13 protein-coding genes are annotated in these 14,924 nt (G+C 70.8%); 8 read left to right on the plus strand and 5 right to left on the minus strand.

Annotation, left to right across the window (positions count from 1 at the left end):
* The first annotated feature begins 18 nt into the window (after positions 1 to 18).
* A complete protein-coding gene (locus ACWD68_RS25755) occupies positions 19 to 1,449 on the plus strand; it encodes an MFS transporter (protein ID WP_451808820.1) in 1,431 nt (476 codons plus the stop codon).
* Between the two features lie 263 nt (positions 1,450 to 1,712).
* Here the strand turns inward: ACWD68_RS25755 and msrA are convergent, their stop codons facing one another.
* Positions 1,713 to 2,225, minus strand: a complete 513-nt coding sequence (msrA, locus tag ACWD68_RS25760; protein WP_451808821.1) for a peptide-methionine (S)-S-oxide reductase MsrA — start codon at positions 2,223 to 2,225, stop codon at positions 1,713 to 1,715.
* 320 nt (positions 2,226 to 2,545) lie between these two features.
* Between msrA and ACWD68_RS25765 the strand changes: the two genes are divergently transcribed.
* Both ACWD68_RS25765 and ACWD68_RS25770 read left to right on the plus strand, forming a co-directional pair.
* Entirely contained in the window at positions 2,546 to 3,511 is a 966-nt protein-coding gene (locus ACWD68_RS25765) for an MHYT domain-containing protein (protein ID WP_451808822.1), read from the plus strand.
* A gap of 251 nt (positions 3,512 to 3,762) precedes the next feature.
* Positions 3,763 to 4,578: an alpha/beta fold hydrolase gene (locus tag ACWD68_RS25770; protein ID WP_451808823.1), complete on the plus strand. Its 816-nt coding sequence runs from the start codon at positions 3,763 to 3,765 to the stop codon at positions 4,576 to 4,578.
* Between the two features lie 229 nt (positions 4,579 to 4,807).
* Here the strand turns inward: ACWD68_RS25770 and ACWD68_RS25775 are convergent, their stop codons facing one another.
* Positions 4,808 to 5,422: an ATP-binding protein gene (locus ACWD68_RS25775; RefSeq protein ID WP_451808824.1), complete on the minus strand. Its 615-nt coding sequence runs from the start codon at positions 5,420 to 5,422 to the stop codon at positions 4,808 to 4,810.
* Positions 5,423 to 5,684: 262 nt separating this feature from the next.
* Here ACWD68_RS25775 and ACWD68_RS25780 point away from each other — a divergent pair, with 262 nt between their 5' ends.
* Positions 5,685 to 6,281: a TetR/AcrR family transcriptional regulator gene (locus tag ACWD68_RS25780; protein WP_451808825.1), complete on the plus strand. Its 597-nt coding sequence runs from the start codon at positions 5,685 to 5,687 to the stop codon at positions 6,279 to 6,281.
* A 57-nt stretch (positions 6,282 to 6,338) separates the two neighbouring features.
* On the opposite strand, the gene ACWD68_RS25785 is transcribed toward ACWD68_RS25780, so the two are convergent.
* Positions 6,339 to 7,991 carry a sigma-70 family RNA polymerase sigma factor gene (locus ACWD68_RS25785; protein WP_451808826.1) on the minus strand — a complete coding sequence of 551 codons (1,653 nt, stop codon included), beginning with the start codon at positions 7,989 to 7,991 and terminating at the stop codon, positions 6,339 to 6,341.
* 387 nt (positions 7,992 to 8,378) lie between these two features.
* On the opposite strand from ACWD68_RS25785, the gene ACWD68_RS25790 reads away from it, so the two are divergent.
* Positions 8,379 to 9,797 carry a DEAD/DEAH box helicase gene (locus tag ACWD68_RS25790; RefSeq protein WP_451808827.1) on the plus strand — a complete coding sequence of 473 codons (1,419 nt, stop codon included), beginning with the start codon at positions 8,379 to 8,381 and terminating at the stop codon, positions 9,795 to 9,797.
* A 205-nt stretch (positions 9,798 to 10,002) separates the two neighbouring features.
* Here the strand turns inward: ACWD68_RS25790 and ACWD68_RS25795 are convergent, their stop codons facing one another.
* On the minus strand, positions 10,003 to 10,455 hold the full coding sequence (locus ACWD68_RS25795) for an iron chaperone (RefSeq protein WP_451808828.1): 453 nt from the start codon (positions 10,453 to 10,455) through the stop codon (positions 10,003 to 10,005).
* Positions 10,456 to 10,615: 160 nt separating this feature from the next.
* On the opposite strand from ACWD68_RS25795, the gene ACWD68_RS25800 reads away from it, so the two are divergent.
* The 3 genes from ACWD68_RS25800 to ACWD68_RS25810 all read left to right on the plus strand — a co-directional run bounded on the left by ACWD68_RS25800 (position 10,616) and on the right by ACWD68_RS25810 (position 13,476).
* The gene (locus tag ACWD68_RS25800) at positions 10,616 to 11,206 is read left to right on the plus strand and encodes a TetR/AcrR family transcriptional regulator (RefSeq protein ID WP_451808829.1); all 591 of its coding nucleotides are present in this window, start codon (positions 10,616 to 10,618) and stop codon (positions 11,204 to 11,206) included.
* A 105-nt stretch (positions 11,207 to 11,311) separates the two neighbouring features.
* Positions 11,312 to 12,211, plus strand: a complete 900-nt coding sequence (locus tag ACWD68_RS25805) for a helix-turn-helix domain-containing protein (protein WP_451808830.1) — start codon at positions 11,312 to 11,314, stop codon at positions 12,209 to 12,211.
* A gap of 293 nt (positions 12,212 to 12,504) precedes the next feature.
* Positions 12,505 to 13,476 (plus strand): SMP-30/gluconolactonase/LRE family protein, encoded by a 972-nt coding sequence (locus ACWD68_RS25810; protein ID WP_451808831.1) that lies wholly within the window; start codon positions 12,505 to 12,507, stop codon positions 13,474 to 13,476.
* Between the two features lie 46 nt (positions 13,477 to 13,522).
* On the opposite strand, the gene ACWD68_RS25815 is transcribed toward ACWD68_RS25810, so the two are convergent.
* Positions 13,523 to 14,143 (minus strand): WD40 repeat domain-containing protein, encoded by a 621-nt coding sequence (locus ACWD68_RS25815; protein ID WP_451808832.1) that lies wholly within the window; start codon positions 14,141 to 14,143, stop codon positions 13,523 to 13,525.
* Positions 14,144 to 14,924: the final 781 nt, after the last annotated feature.

Here is a 14,924-nt window from a genome sequence, read left to right on the forward strand (position 1 = left end):
TCCCCCAGGGGGAGACCCATGTCCCGCACCACGCAACACACCGCCGGCCCCGGCCGACGCACCGTCGTCGCGCCGTCCTCCGGCCGCCGGGGGCTCGCTCTCGCCGCGTTGCTGACCGCCGAGGCGATGAACCTCCTCGACGCAACGATCGTCCAGGTCGCCGGCCCGGTCATCCACACCGACCTCGGCGGGGCCCTGGCCACCATCCCGTGGTTCAGCGCGGCCTACACGCTCGCGTTCGCCCTGGGCCTGCTGACCGGTGCCCGGCTCGGGGACATCGCCGGCCGCACAAGGGTCTTCCGTATCGGCGTCATCGCGTTCGCCGCCACCTCACTGGCCTGCGCGTTCGCTCCCGGCGCCGCGACACTGATCGCGTTGCGCGCCGTGCAGGGAGCGGCGGCGGCCGCGATCATCCCGCAGACGTTCGGGCTGATCCGTGCCATGTACGACGGTGGCGAACTCACCCGGGCACTGGGGATGATCGGCCCCGTCATGGGCCTGTCCGCGGTCCTGGGTCCGGTGCTCGGAGGCGTGCTGACCCACGCCGACCTGATCGGCTCGTCATGGCGCGTGGTCTTCCTCGTCAACCTCCCACTGGCCGCCGCGGTCCTGGCCGCATCCACGTACCTGACCGAGGACCGCGCACCGACGCGGCCCCGCCTCGATCCGGTCGGCACCGTCCTCGCCATGACCGGCACGGCCCTGATCGTGTGCCCGCTGGCCACCGGTGCCCCCGGGCCCGCCGCGTGGGGCGTCGCCACCGCGGGAGCGTTGGTCCTGAGTGGGTTCGTCGTCCATCAGCGTCGCGTGGGCCGCCGCGGCCGCGGCCCGCTGATCGAGCCGGCCCTGCTGCGCGGCCGGGCGTTCCCCGCCGCGCTGGCCACTTCGACGCTGTTCTTCGCCGTCATGAACGGCGTCGTGATCACCGTCGTGCTGCACCTCGAACTCGGCCTCCACGACGGCCCGCTCACGGCAGGACTCACGCTGCTGCCGTGGTCCGCCGGACTGGGCATCGGTTCCCTGGCGGCCGGCACCCACCTGGTCACGCGGTACGGAACGCGCATCATGCACATCGGCATCGCGGTCCTCGCGCTCGGTCTGGCCGCGGCTTTCCTCGCGTACAGCAGTGCGGAACCCGGCGCCTACCCGGCCATGCTGCCCGCCGCGCTCGCCGTCGCCGGGCTGGGCACGGGTCTGTTCACTCCGCCGTTCTTCAGTACGGCGCTCCGCGGCGTCGGCCCGCAGGAGACGGGCTCGGCCGCCGGTCTGCTCAACGCCGTACAGCAACTCGGCGGCACCCTCGGCGTCGCCGTCATCGGCGGCGTCTACCTGGGGGCGGCCGACGGCGCGCGCACCGCGGCGCAGCACGCGCTGGGGGCGGCCGCGGTCGTCCTCGCCGCGACGTCTGTGGCGGCTGCGACGATGACCGTTCGCCCGGCCGACCGCTGACGATCCTCTGCCGACCTGTTCCCGACCTGCTTCCGATGGCCGCCACTGACCGGTAGGACCGGGCCGCCGCTCCGCGGGAACGGCCGCCGGGCCGGCACAGCTCGGCGGGCACTGCCCGTCCGGAACGGCTGCGCGGGGACTGCCGGGCCGGCGTCGCCGAGCGGGCAGGGCCGAGCAGGCCTCGCGCCATCCGGATCGGCAACCCGCCCATCCGGATGGACACCCGCGCCCGCGGCTCGCGGGCGCGGTTCATCGGCCCCGGATCAGGCTTCCGCGCGCCTCGGCAGCCGCCAGTTCGGACGGACGAAGTGGCAGGTGTAGCCGTCGGGGTAGCGCTGCAGGTAGTCCTGGTGCTCCGGCTCCGCCTCCCAGAACGGACCGGCCGGTGCGACCTCGGTCACGACCTTCCCCGGCCACAGACCGGAGGCGTCGACATCGGCGATGGTGTCCTCGGCGACACGCTTCTGCTCGTCGTCGACGTAGAAGATGGCGGACCGGTAGCTGAGACCGATGTCGTTGCCCTGCCGGTTCTTCGTCGACGGGTCATGGATCTGGAAGAAGTACTCCAGGATCGTCCGGTAGTCGGTCTTCGTGGGGTCGAACGTGATCTCGATCGCCTCGGCGTGCGTGCCGTGGTTGCGATACGTCGCGTCGGCCACATCGCCGCCGCTGTATCCGACCCGCGTGCCCAGCACGCCCGGGAAGGTCCTGATCAGATCCTGCATGCCCCAGAAGCAGCCGCCCGCCAGCAGCGCCTTCTCCTCGTTCCGGCTCATCGCACGCACCCTTCTTCCTTGTCTTCGCCAGACTCGTACAGGCGCCACCGCCGCACGCGCTCCGAGCGGTCCGTCTCCCCCGCCCTCGCGGCGACGCGGCACCGATCTGCACAAGGCCGAAGACACCCGTCAAATTCCCGGTCCGGCGCCTGGGATCCGAGAAACGGCAGGGGCCGGTCTGCGGGCCAGGCCCGTGGGACCGCACGACACCGATAACGATCGTGCAAGTTTCAAGCAGTATCGGCCCGAGAGTTTGCTATCGCTACCGGGAAAAGGGCTCAATGTCCTTGCTATGTCGGCAGAAAACGGATAGGGAGCGGATGAACGGCACGATCGACGGCTTCAGCTACGGACTGGTCACCCCGGTGGCCGCCTACGTCATGGCATGCGTGGGCTCGGCCCTGGGGCTGCGCTGTGTGGTGCGCACGGTGCACCATGAGCCCGGTTGGAGGTTGGGCTGGCTCGCCCTGGGAGCCACCGCTCTCGGCTGTGGCATCTGGACCATGCACTTCATCGCCATGACCGGCTTCTCCGTGGAGCAGACGTCCATAACCTACGACGTCCCCCTGACCGTGCTCAGCCTGGTCGTGGCGATCGTGGTGGTCTCCGCGGGCGTCTTCATCGTCGGGCACCGCGGTGCCACGCGGACCTCCCTGACCGTGGCCGGCGGCATCACCGGTGTGGGCGTCGCGATGATGCACTATCTCGGCATGTTCGCGATGCGGCTCAACGGAGACCTCCAGTACAACGTGTTCACCGTGGCCATGTCGCTGGTCGTCGCCCTCGTCGCGGCGACAGCCGCGCTGTGGGCCGCCGTCTCCGTGCAGGGCTTCCTTCGCTCCCTCGGCGCCAGCCTCGTCATGGGCCTCGCCGTCACGGGCATGCACTACACCGGCATGGCCGCCGTGAGCGTCCATCTCCACTCCGGTGCGCAGCAGGCGACCAGCGGCCAGTCCGGGGCCTCGCTCCTGCTGCCCATGCTCCTGGGCCCGGTCATCTTCCTCATCCTCGCCGCGGCCATCGTCATGTTCGACCCGGTCCTGATCCTCGGTGAGAGCAATTGGAACAGGTCCCCCGAGCGACGCTCCGCGGCAGCGATGAACGGGACCCGGATTCCCGTTTCGGTGCCGGGCATCGACAACTCTTCGTCCTTCACCTCCCCGGGTCGGCACATCGACAGCCGCCCCCCGGCCCCGGCGCCGTGGCCCGCCGCCGATGAGTACATCTCCCACTACGGCGACAGGGGCACCGGCGAGGCCTACACCTCCCGGCAGACGACCGACTAGGGCAATGCGTTCCGAGTCGGCGGTGGCCGCGCCGGTTCTTCCGGCGTTCCGCCCCCGCCGACCGGGCCGACTCCACTGGTGAAGGGTGGTTCCGGCGCGGGCCAGGCCGGACCGGGCGGGGCGGGGCGGGGGGCCGCTACGCGGTTCGGTTGTTCCGCTCCCCGCGGTGGGGAGCGGAACAGGCCCCCCACCGTGGCGGAGCCTGACAGTCCTCTGCCCTCCGGGACGATCTTGAGACTAGGGTGCCGGGCATGACCTCCATAGCCTTGCGCGGCACCACGTTCCACTACGACGACACCGGTTCCCCGGCCGGGCTGCCGGTCATGCTGATCCACGGGCATCCCTTCAACCGGACCCTGTGGGCCCCGCAGGTCGAGGCGCTCGTCGCGGCCGGACACCGTGTCATCACCCCCGACCTTCGGGGCTATGGCGACAGCGGGGTGGATGCCGGTCCCGTCCATCTCGAGGACTTCGCCGACGACCTCGTCGGACTCCTGGATCACCTGGGCGTCGACCGGGCGGTGGTCGGCGGCGTCTCGATGGGCGGCCAGATCGCCATGGAAGTTCAGCGGCGTCACACCCATCGCGTCCATGCCCTCGTCCTCTCGGACACCTCCGCACCGGCCGAGACGGACGAGGGGAAGGTGTTCCGCAACCGGCTGGCCGACCGCCTCCTGGCGGAGGGCATGGACGGCTACGCGGACGAGGTCATCGGCAAGATGCTCGCCGCCTACAACGTGACCGCGATGCCGGACGTCGCCGAGCGCGTCCTGCGCATGATGCGCGCCACCGACCCCCGCGGTGCCGCGGCGGCCCTGCGTGGCCGGGCCGAACGACCCGACTACCGGGACACCCTCGCCGCCGTGCAGTCCCCCGTGCTGATCGTCGTAGGCGCCGACGACGTCTACACGCCGGTCGCCGACGCCGAGATGATCCATGGCCTCGTCCCGCACGCGATCCTGACCGTCGTCGACGGCGCCGGCCACCTTCCCGGTGCCGAACAGCCCGGCCGGTTCAATGCGGCTCTGCTGGACTTCCTCGCCGCCCATGTGACCACCCGTACCTGACCGATTCGACCGGTCGCGGCCCGGTACACCCCGGGGTCCGCCACCGGGCCGTCGGGCACTGCCCTGGGGTGGGTTGCTGTTCGGGACGGCCGTAGCGGCAGCTTCTGGGCTCGGCCTCGTTCACCCGACCCCCATCGGGAAGTGATCCTCACTCCGAGGCCATGGCACCGGTGGCCCCACCAAGCGGGCCGCCCTTACCCACCCGGGCGCCGCAGAAGGACCGGGCACATCAGGAATCGCAGGCACTCTGGGTCGGCATCTCGAACCACATGGTCTTGCCGGTGGGCATCTGCGTGCTGCCCCAGGCTTCGGCGAGCAGGTCGAGCAGTTCCGTACCGCGTCCACCTTCCGCGTCGGCGTCGGCCTCGCGGCGTACGGGGCCGGCGGGGTCCGTGTCCTCGACCTCGCAGCGCAGCCGGGCACCACGCACACACAGGTTGAGCCGCAGAGGGCCCCGTGTGTGGCGCAGAGCGTTGGTGACCAGTTCGCTGACCAGGAGCTCGGCGGTTTCGGAGAGGTCTTCCAGACTCCAGTCACCCAGCCGCGCGGTCACCAGACGGCGGGCCCGGCGCGCCGAGGTCAGCTCCCGTGTCAGGGGCCAGGAGGCGTCCCAGGGGGTGACACAGGCGCGAGGCGCGTCCAACGGCCGAAGGGGCTCCAGAGCACGCGACCAGAGAGCCTGATGGCGGGCGATCCACGAGGTGGACGCCACCACTGGTGACCGCTTCTTCGCCCGAGCGCGTTCCGTATCGCCCGCGCGAACCGATTCCTCCGGTCGGCGGTAATACCGTGCAAGGCTTCCCCGGCGAGAGATCGCCAGGAGGCCGATGGCCCCAGGAGCCATGGGGGCCATGCGAATCAGTCCCTTCCGCACTACTGGCTGCCCCGACGGCCGGGGCGGATCGGACTCGTCCACGACCGGTCCGGGCATGTGCCAGGTCACACGTTTACGTGGCGCTCGTCACGATAACAAATATACATGTAGCACCTGCTACGGTAAAAATGCTTTCCAAGCGTAACCATATGGACATATGGAACGTGTTCGGTGTCCCGCAGCGCACCACACCGTACGGAGTCGGCCGCAGTGGCCACAGTGGGGAGCCCTCATGCCACGGCAGCCCGACCAGGCCAAACGACGAGACCTGATCGACCGGGTCCGCGCCTACTTGATTCGCAACGGACTGGCCGAGCTCTCCCTGCGCCCTCTCGCCCGGGCTCTGGGTACCAGCGACCGCATGCTCCTGTACTACTTCGGGACCAAGGAGAACATGGTCGCCGAGGCGCTCGCCCTCGACGAGCGGCGGCCCCTCCTGCGCGCCCGGAGCGTGCTCGGGACCCCCGGGTCTCCCCAGGACCCGGCGGGACTGCGCCGCTTCATGGAGGAGACCTGGGAGCAGTTCCGCGCTCCGGACCTGCGCGCCGCGCTCCCCCTCTACCTCGAGATCATGGCGCTCAGCCTTCGCCACCCCGACCGGTACGGGCCCGTCATGCACGACGTGCTGACCGAGTGGACCGGCCTGCTCGCCTCCACCTTCCGCGGCCTCGGCATGACGGAGGCCCGAGCACGGACGGAGGCCACCATCCTGGTCGACGCGACCTTCGGCCTGCTCGCCGTCTCCCTGGCCACCGGCGACCGGGCCCGGGCGGACGCGGCGTTCCACGCCCTCCTCGACCGCCTCGAACCAGGCTGGCACGTCACCTGACTCAAGCGGGCCCGGGCCATGACGGCGCATGTACCGTTCGAGACGGATCACCGTGCGTCAGAGCTTGGCCCCGAAGTCCTGGGTCCACCACGGGCCGCCCGACCCCTTGTGCACCCCCACCCCGATGTTCTTGAACGAGCAGTTCAGGATGTTCGCGCGGTGCCCGGGACTGTTCATCCAGGACTCCATCACCGCCTGCGGCGTCTGCTGGCCCATGGCTATGTTCTCGCCGTAGGTGGACCAGCGGTAGCCCGCGGCGGTGATGCGGTCACCGGGGTCGGCGCCGTCGGGGTTGCTGTGGTCGAAGAAGTCACGGGCGGCCATGTCCTCGGAGTGGGCCAGTGCGGCGTCCTCCAACTCCGCGTCCTCGGTGAGCGGACCGCAGCCGGCGGCCGCCCGCTCCTTGTTCACCAGCGCGACGACCTGGGCCACGGTGCCCGTGGGGGCCGACTGCGCCTGGGGCGCGCCGGACACCCGCCGCGTCGGAGGAGCCGAGGACGTGGCGGCCGACGCGCTCGACTTGGCAGGGCGGGGCGTCTTGGAGGCCTTCGCCTTCGGCGGTTTCGACGCGGACTCCGACGGAGAGGGGGATGCCGATGCCGTGTCGGACGCGGAGGGGTCGGCGGCGCCGGGTGCCGAGAGGTCCATGACGGGGTCGCCCGCGGCCCGCGAGGGGGTCGCCTCGTCGGTTCGTGTCCCGGGTCCGATACCGAGGTACCAGAGGCCGCCGCCCGCCACACAGACCGCCAGAACGGCTCCGCCCAGGGCCCGGCGCCGGACGCGTCGCCGTCGGCGAGCCTTGGTGCGGGAGGTCGCCGCGCCCCGGGGCGCCCGGTGCCCGACCGTCGCCGAGCCCGCTCCTCCGTGGCCCGCGACGACCGCGAGCTGCGATGTCGAGCCCGCGGCAGCCATCCCGTCGGAGGTGGCCCGCAGGGCCTCGAGCAGCCCGGGCGATACGGCGATCAGCGCCAGGCCGGCCAGCAGTCCCTCTGCCGGCACCAGTCCGCTCCACATGCCGGAGCAGCGTGCGCAGTCGCGGGCGTGCCGGGCTGTCCGCTTGCGCCACAGCGCCGAGGGCCGGCCGTCCCAGGAAGCGAGGACACCCCGCAGTTCCTCGCAGGGCGGCCGGCCGTCGAGGGCGCGTACCACCACGCGGGCCGTCTCCAGCTGCGCCTTCATCCGCTGCACCCGGACCGCCGTGTGCTGCGGCGAGAGCTCCAGGGCCTCGGCGACCTCGGTCCGGGTCAGTTCACCGGCGCACTCCAGCCACCACAGGGAAAGGACTCCTCGATCGTCGGGCTCGAGCCAGCGGGTCGCCAGCGCGGTCTCCCGGCGCTGGCCGGAGAGCTGGAGCCGCACCATCGTCAGGTCCACGAAATCGGCGCCGGGGTCCGCGAGCTCCTCGGCCTCCTCCACGGCGCCCGGGGCGAGCTGCCGGTCCTGCCAGTGCGCCCGGACCTGGTTCATCGCGATCGCCACGAGCCAGGAGCGGAAGCTCTCCGGCGTACGCAGCCCGTCCAGACCGTCCAGGGCGCGGAGCATGGTGTTCTGCACGACGTCGTCGACATCGACAGAGCCGTTCAGGGCCCGCCCCACAATGTTGTAGACCAACGGGAGGAAGGCACTGACCAGGGCGTCCTGGGCCTCCCCGTCACCCGCTCGGGCGGCAGTCACCAGTGCCGCCGTCGCCACCCCGTGCTGTCTCCTCATGAAAACTTCCCTGCCCTCGACTCCGAACGATGCTGCCGTCACTTGGGAGACCGCCCGCAGAACCTCGGATAACAGTTCTTCGGAGACTCGTTGCGGCAGAGACTTGCCGCACCGGACTGTCGGTCGCAATGGAAAAGGTCACATCCGGGCCACCCCGTCCGAATGAGTGGTATCGCTATGGCGCCCTTGCCCGGATTCGTGCATGTACCTGCACCGCGCGCCGCACGTCCGTCCGCCGGACAGCGGGCACTCGCGCCGGCGGACAGCGGACCGGCGGGCACCCGATCGTCCGCTGGTAAAATGAGGGCACGCTTCGTGTCGCCGGGGCCCGTGCCAAGAGGTACGGGCCCCGGGGCGTTCCGGGCGTCAGACTGAGGAAGGTTCCCCATGAACGCGAAGCCGCCGGCCCCTGGACTCTCCCCCGCCGGCGAGCGCCGGACGACGACAGCGCCGCAGGGTGACGTCTCGACACCGCGGTCGCCCTCCACGGGACTGCCTCCGGCCGCGTCGTTCGACGCACTCGGACTGCCGTCGGAGCTGGTGGAGAAGATGACCGGCCTCGGGGTGACGGAGCCCTTCCCGATCCAGGCCGCGACACTCCCCAACGCGCTGGCCGGCCACGACGTCCTCGGCCGCGCACGGACCGGTTCCGGCAAGACGCTGGCCTTCGGACTCGCCCTGCTCGCACGGACGGCGGGCCGACGAGCGGAGTCGAAGCGGCCGCTGGCTCTCGTCCTGGTGCCGACCCGGGAGCTCGCGCAGCAGGTGAGCGACGCGCTGGAACCGTACGCGCAGACATTGAACATACGGCTGGCGACGGTGGTCGGCGGCCTGTCGATCAACCGGCAGACGGCGCTCCTGCGGACCGGCGTCGAGGTGCTCATCGCGACGCCGGGACGCCTGACCGACCTGGTGTCACGCCGGGAGTGCCATCTGAACCAGGTGCGGATCACGGTCCTGGACGAGGCGGACCAGATGTGTGACCTGGGCTTCCTGCCGCAGGTCTCGGACCTCCTGGATCAGGTCCGCTCCGACGGGCAACGGCTGCTGTTCTCGGCCACGCTCGACAGCAACGTCGACCAGCTCGTACAGAACTACCTGCACGACCCGGTTCTGGCGTCGGTCGACCAGGTGGCGGGCTCGGTCACCACGATGGAACACCATGTGCTGAACATCCACGGTGCCGACAAGTACGCGACGGCGACCGAGATCGCCGCGCGGGACGGCCGGGTGCTGATGTTCCTGGACACCAAGGCAGGCGTGGACCAGTTCACCCGTCACCTGCGGGCCAGCGGCATTCGGGCCTCCGCCCTGCACAGTGGGAAGTCGCAGCCGCAGCGCACGCACACGCTCGCCCAGTTCAAGAACGGCGAGATCAACGTGCTGGTGGCCACCAACGTCGCCGCCCGAGGCATTCACATCGAGGCGCTCGATCTCGTCGTCAACGTCGACCCTCCGGCCGATGCCAAGGACTACCTCCACCGCGGCGGGCGCACGGCGCGCGCCGGCGAGTCCGGGAGCGTGGTCACTCTGGTCACCCCCAACCAGCGGCGCGATGTGAACCGGTTGATGTCCGAGGCCGGTATCCGGCCGGTCGTCACCCAGGTGCGCTCGGGCGAGGCGGCGCTGGCGGCCATCACCGGTGCCAGGCGCCCGCCGACCGAGACGAAGACCAACACCGGCAACGCGCCCTTCCGCGGTCTCGGCACTCGTCCGGGGCGCGCCGCCAAGGAGTCCCGCAAGACCGCGGACGCCCGAAAGGCCGCGGAGGCCCGTGCGGCCGCCCGGGTGCGCAGGGGTCGCTGACGCGGAACGGAGCGCAGAGGCAACCTCCACCCGAGCAGTTGCTGTCCGCTACTCGCCGACCGCTACTCGCCGACCAGTACTTGCCGACCGGTACTTGCCGTCCGGCCGGGAAACGGTCGGCGCCCGCTGCGAGCGCCCCCGTTCCCACGGCTCGGAAGAGGCCTCGGCCTCGCCGTCCTCGCCCGAGACCTCTCCAGGTACGCCTTTAGCTCACGGCCTGCTTCACCAGCGCGGCGATCCGCGCCTCCGCCTCGTCCGTCAGCTCGGTCAGGGCGAAGGCGCTGGCCCACATCGTGCCGTCGTCCAGCTTCGCCTGGTCACTGAACCCGAGCGTCGCGTAGCGCGCCTTGAACTTCTCCGCGCTCTGGAAGAAACAGACGACCTTGCCGTCCAGCGCGTAGGCGGGCATGCCGTACCAGAGCTTCGGCGCGAGGACCGGTGCGTTGGCCTTGACGACGGCGTGGACGCGCTCGGCCATGACCCGGTCGGAGTCCTGCATCTCGGCGATCTTCGCGACCACGTCCCGCTCCGCCTCGGCCGCCTTGTCCGCGCGCGAGCTGCGGCGGGCCTCCTTCTTCAGCTCTTGGGCGTGGTCCTTCATAGCGGCCCGCTCCTCGGCCGTGAATCCCTCGTGCTTGGCGCTTTCGGTACTGCTCATGGCAGATGTCCCCTTGAGGATCTGATGTGCGGGATATCGGTCTCGTGTGTGGCGTCACACCACTATTCCATCATCGGCACGCACCGTGCCGATGATGGCTGAATATCCCGCGCGGCCCCGGCATTGTCAACGGCACGGATCGTGCCGATAGGGTGGTCCCATGACCGAGCCACCCGCCATGCCGCGCCGCCGAGGCGCCGCGCGCACCGACGAGCTGCTCCAGGCGACCCTCGATCTGGCCGCCGAGGTCGGCTACGCGGGCCTGAGCATCGAGGCGGTCGGCCGACGGGCCGGGGTCGGAAAACACACGATCTACCGGCGCTGGCCCTCCAAGGCGGCACTGCTGCTCGACGCCCTCAGCCGTGTCTGGACCAGCGACCTGGACTACCGCGACACCGGGGACATCCGCGCGGATCTGCGCGAGCAGTTCCTCCGCTCGGGCCTCGCCCTCTCCAGCCCGCCGATCGGCCCCGTCTACCGCGCGGTCATCGCCGAAGCGCAGGCCGATCCCACCCTGCGGGCGACCCTGCACGAACGCTTCCTGGCCACCGTCGAGCAGAGCACCCTCGACCGGATCACCCGCGCCCAGCACACCGGTGAACTGACCGCGGAAGCGAACCTGGAATTCGCCGCCGAGGTGCTGTGCGGCGCCCTGTACTACCGCAGCCTCCTGTCGGCCCGCCCCATCGACGAGACCGCGGTCGACGGCCTCCTGGACATGTTCATGGCCGCCTACGGAACCAAGGGCTAGGGCGACCCGGTTTTCGCCGACGCTCCGAGAGGAGAGCCGAACCCCCGGCTGCCTATCCACAGTTGGGGCAGGCTGGCGGCCCGGACTCGGCACATACTCGGATCCATGACCGGAAAATCGCAGCTCGGGGACTTTCTCAAGGCCCGGCGCTCCCAACTGCGGCCTGCGGACGCCGGAGTGGCCACCTACGGGGAGCGGCGCCGTGTGCCGGGGCTTCGGCGCGAGGAACTGGCGCTGCTGGCCGGGGTGAGTGCCTCCTACTACACCAGGCTCGAGCAGGGGCAGTCGCTGAGCGCCTCACCCGAGGTGCTGGACGCCCTCGCCGGGGCTCTGCGACTGGACGAGTCCGAGCGCGCCTACCTGCACGACCTGGCCCGGGCCGACCGGCCTCGCGCACGGCGCCGACGGCCCGCGCCGGAGCAAGTGACGCGGGCGACAGGGCAGTTGCTGGACGCGCTGGGAGACACTCCCGCGATCGCGCTCGGGCTCCGCGGGGACGTACTCGCGTGGAACCGCCTCGGCCACGCACTGTTCGCGGGACACCTGGATCCCGGCGCCCCCGGCCTGCCGGCCCAACGGCCCAACATGGCCGCACTCGTCTTTCTCGACCGTCACACCCGCGACCTGTACGCGGACTGGCCGAGCAAGGCCAGAGCGGTGGTCGGCAATCTCCGCCTGGTGGCGGCCCAGCACCCGCTGGACACCGCCTTGCACACCCTGCTCGGTGAACTCAGCACACAGAGCCCGGAGTTCGCATCGATGTGGGCCGACCATCGCATCAAGGCCTGCACCGTCGCGTCCTATGAGATGCGGCATCCGTTGGTCGGCCCGCTCACCGTCCTGCAGCAGACCCTGAGCCTGGGGCCCGGCCCCGGCGTCGTGGTCGCCACGACGGAGGCGGGCTCGTCCTCCCGGGCGGCTCTGGCGCTCCTCGCCCAGGCCATCACCCGGGACGACATCCCGGCCGACCCGGTGCGGCCGGGCACCCCGGCCGGCAGCGGCTGATTCCGACCGTCAGACACCAGCCGCCAGGCACCAGGCACCAGGCACCAGGCACCAACCGTCTGACACGAACCGTCAGTTACCCGCTGACACCGCACCATCCGCACTCAGTACTCACCCTCACCCCGCGCCATCGAGCGCTCTCCTGTCCGGGCCCGTTCTCGACAACAGTCGTACGCCCGTCGGCGCCACCCGGGAACGGTCCGGTGCCGCATGGCCCCGGCCAGAGCTCACCCAACCCGACCCCCGTGCGTCGGCATGTCACCGACGCACGCCCGAAATCCAGTGAAGGAACCATGTTCAAGACGCTTTCCACATCCGCTCTGCCTGCGGCCGCCCTTGCCGTGGCCGCTGTCGCCGCCGCCGTACTCACCCCCGGCTCGGCGGCAGCCGTCTCGGCCCCGCTGGACAACGCGCGGATCGCCGCGCACTTCGACCTGGCCAAGGGCCAGACGCCGGAGAACATCGCCCTGACACCCCGTGGCACCGCATACGTCACCTTCGCCCAGGGCCGCCAGATCGCCGAGGTCTCCCCCAGGGGCACCACCCGGATCGTGGCCACCCTGCCCGAACCCGCCGACGGCGGTGTCCACACCCCGGTGCTGGGCTTCCCGCTGACCTCCGGCATCGTCCGCGCCCACGACGGCACGCTGTACTTCCTGTATGCCACCGGCACCCCCGACCTGACCGGCGTGTGGCGCCTGCGCGCCGGAGGCGAACCGCAGCGGATCGCCGCACTGCCCGCGGACGGCCTGCCCAACGGCCTGGCCCTGGACCCGCGTACCCGCACCCTGTACGCCGCCGACTCCGCACTCGGCACCGTCTGGAGCGTGCCCACCACGGGCGGCACCCCCACCGCCTGGTCCACCGCACCCGAACTGGCCCCCACCGGATTCCTCGGCGCCAACGGCCTGAAGGTCCACTGCGGAGCGGTCTGGGTCACCAACCTCGACAGGGGCACCGTCCTGCGGATCCCCATCCAGCACAACGGGCGTGCCGGTTCGGTCCGCACCAAGGCCACCGGTCTGACGGGAATCGACGACTTCGCCTTCACCGGTCACGGCGACCAGCTCCTCGCCGCCCTCGACGGCCCGAGCGAAGTCGCGCTCGTCCAGCCCGACGGGGGCCGTTCCACCGTGCTGAACCCCGCCGACGGTCTGCAGAACCCCACATCCATCGCGCTGCGCGGCGACACCGTCTACGTACTGAGCGCCGGCTGGATCACCGCCAAGGACCCCAACCTGATCCTCGCCCACCTCAACGACTAGGCCAGGCAGCCGCACTTGGGCCGGGCCGGAGCGCGAGGGGCACACGTCACGGGACGACGGCGGCGGCGTCCCACACGATGAGTGTGCCCTCGCGGTCCATCGTCAGCAGGTATTTCCGGTCCGGCGACATGTGGCACTCCTTGATGTTCTCGGTGTGGAGTTCAAGGGTGTTCAGAAGCTCGCCGGTGCGAGTGGACCGGATCCGCACCCGTGCGCGGTCGGGCACGGCCAGCCAGTCCTCGGTGGTGGCGAAGTCGGTGCCCCTCTGGTTCACGGTGAACCGCTCGTCCCCGCTGGGCAGTTCCAGAACCCGGATTCCGTACAGGTCACCGATCGCGATCCACGACCCGTCCGGAGCCATACCGAGCCGGTTGACCGCATGCGGATGGTCGGGCAGCCTCGCGATCCGACGGCCGGTACGCGGGTCCCAGAGCCCGATCTGACCACGGGCGTTCCCCATGACGAGAACCGACCCGTCGGCGGCGAGAGCCAGTCGTCCGACCTGCCGTTCCAGGGGTTCCGTCCGCCGACGTCCGCCGGTGAGCGGGTTGACGAGGTCGCCGGTGGCCGCGTCGTAGGCGAGCCACATGTCGGCGGGACCGTACACCGTGTCCGCCAAGTCACCGACCCCGAACGGGATCCGCTCCTTGCCGGTTGCCCGTCCCACGCCCGAGCGTCCTCACCGGCGGACTTTGTCATGATGAAGCTACCGTCCGGGGCGATGGCACAGTTGTAACCCACTTCGGGCGGGGCCGGGATCACCTGCCGTACGGCCTGGGCCGCCACGTCATAGATCCTGATGTGCTTGTCCCGCCCGACCGCCACCAACCATGTGTTGTCCGGTGACATCGCGAAGTCCTGTGTCCAGACCGGTAGATGCAGGACCGCGTGCTGCGCCGGGGGCTGCCGGGCGACGGCGACCTGCTCGGCGAGACCCAGGGCCAGCAACAGCTCCTGGGCCAGCTCCTTCGGGTCGTGGGGGACGACGGGATCCAGCCGGCTCATGACCTCGTTGATCACCGAAGCGGTGGCCCTGGACTCCGGCGAGTCGACCAGAGCCAGGTCGGCCAGCAGTCCCGGTGTCTCGGACCGCTGGATCCGGGCGATCAGCCAACTCGGGTACACGACCAGCGCCGCGGCCTTCTCGGGCTCGCAGTGCCACATGTGCCATATCAGGTTCCGCCACCAGTACCCGGCCAGAACGGGCAGATCCAACCATGTGCCGCCGGGTTGCGCCAATACGCGGGCGTTGTCGAGGAGTCGCTCGTGCCACTCGGCCTCCTCGTCCGCCGTCCAACGCGACCTCAGACGGTCGTGCAGTCCTTCGGGGACGGTGAGCCGCATCCTGCCGTCGGCGGCCGGGGCGATGGTGACGAGCCGTGCGTTGCGGAGGCGTTCGAGCAGGTTCAGGGTGAACGCGTAGGGGCCTCCGTCCATCCCGGCCCAGG

The sequence above is a fragment of the Streptomyces sp. NPDC005141 genome (assembly GCF_053599975.1).

What these genes read in the sequence shown, in the direction of transcription:
- ACWD68_RS25755 (WP_451808820.1), top strand. Translation starts at nt 19, where the DNA reads ATGTCCCGCACCACGCAACACACCGCCGGCCCCGGCCGACGCACCGTC.
- msrA (WP_451808821.1), bottom strand. Translation starts at nt 2,225, where the DNA reads ATGAGCCGGAACGAGGAGAAGGCGCTGCTGGCGGGCGGCTGCTTCTGG.
- ACWD68_RS25765 (WP_451808822.1), top strand. Translation starts at nt 2,546, where the DNA reads ATGAACGGCACGATCGACGGCTTCAGCTACGGACTGGTCACCCCGGTG.
- ACWD68_RS25770 (WP_451808823.1), top strand. Translation starts at nt 3,763, where the DNA reads ATGACCTCCATAGCCTTGCGCGGCACCACGTTCCACTACGACGACACC.
- ACWD68_RS25775 (WP_451808824.1), bottom strand. Translation starts at nt 5,422, where the DNA reads ATGGCTCCTGGGGCCATCGGCCTCCTGGCGATCTCTCGCCGGGGAAGC.
- ACWD68_RS25780 (WP_451808825.1), top strand. Translation starts at nt 5,685, where the DNA reads ATGCCACGGCAGCCCGACCAGGCCAAACGACGAGACCTGATCGACCGG.
- ACWD68_RS25785 (WP_451808826.1), bottom strand. Translation starts at nt 7,991, where the DNA reads ATGAGGAGACAGCACGGGGTGGCGACGGCGGCACTGGTGACTGCCGCC.
- ACWD68_RS25790 (WP_451808827.1), top strand. Translation starts at nt 8,379, where the DNA reads ATGAACGCGAAGCCGCCGGCCCCTGGACTCTCCCCCGCCGGCGAGCGC.
- ACWD68_RS25795 (WP_451808828.1), bottom strand. Translation starts at nt 10,455, where the DNA reads ATGAGCAGTACCGAAAGCGCCAAGCACGAGGGATTCACGGCCGAGGAG.
- ACWD68_RS25800 (WP_451808829.1), top strand. Translation starts at nt 10,616, where the DNA reads ATGACCGAGCCACCCGCCATGCCGCGCCGCCGAGGCGCCGCGCGCACC.
- ACWD68_RS25805 (WP_451808830.1), top strand. Translation starts at nt 11,312, where the DNA reads ATGACCGGAAAATCGCAGCTCGGGGACTTTCTCAAGGCCCGGCGCTCC.
- ACWD68_RS25810 (WP_451808831.1), top strand. Translation starts at nt 12,505, where the DNA reads ATGTTCAAGACGCTTTCCACATCCGCTCTGCCTGCGGCCGCCCTTGCC.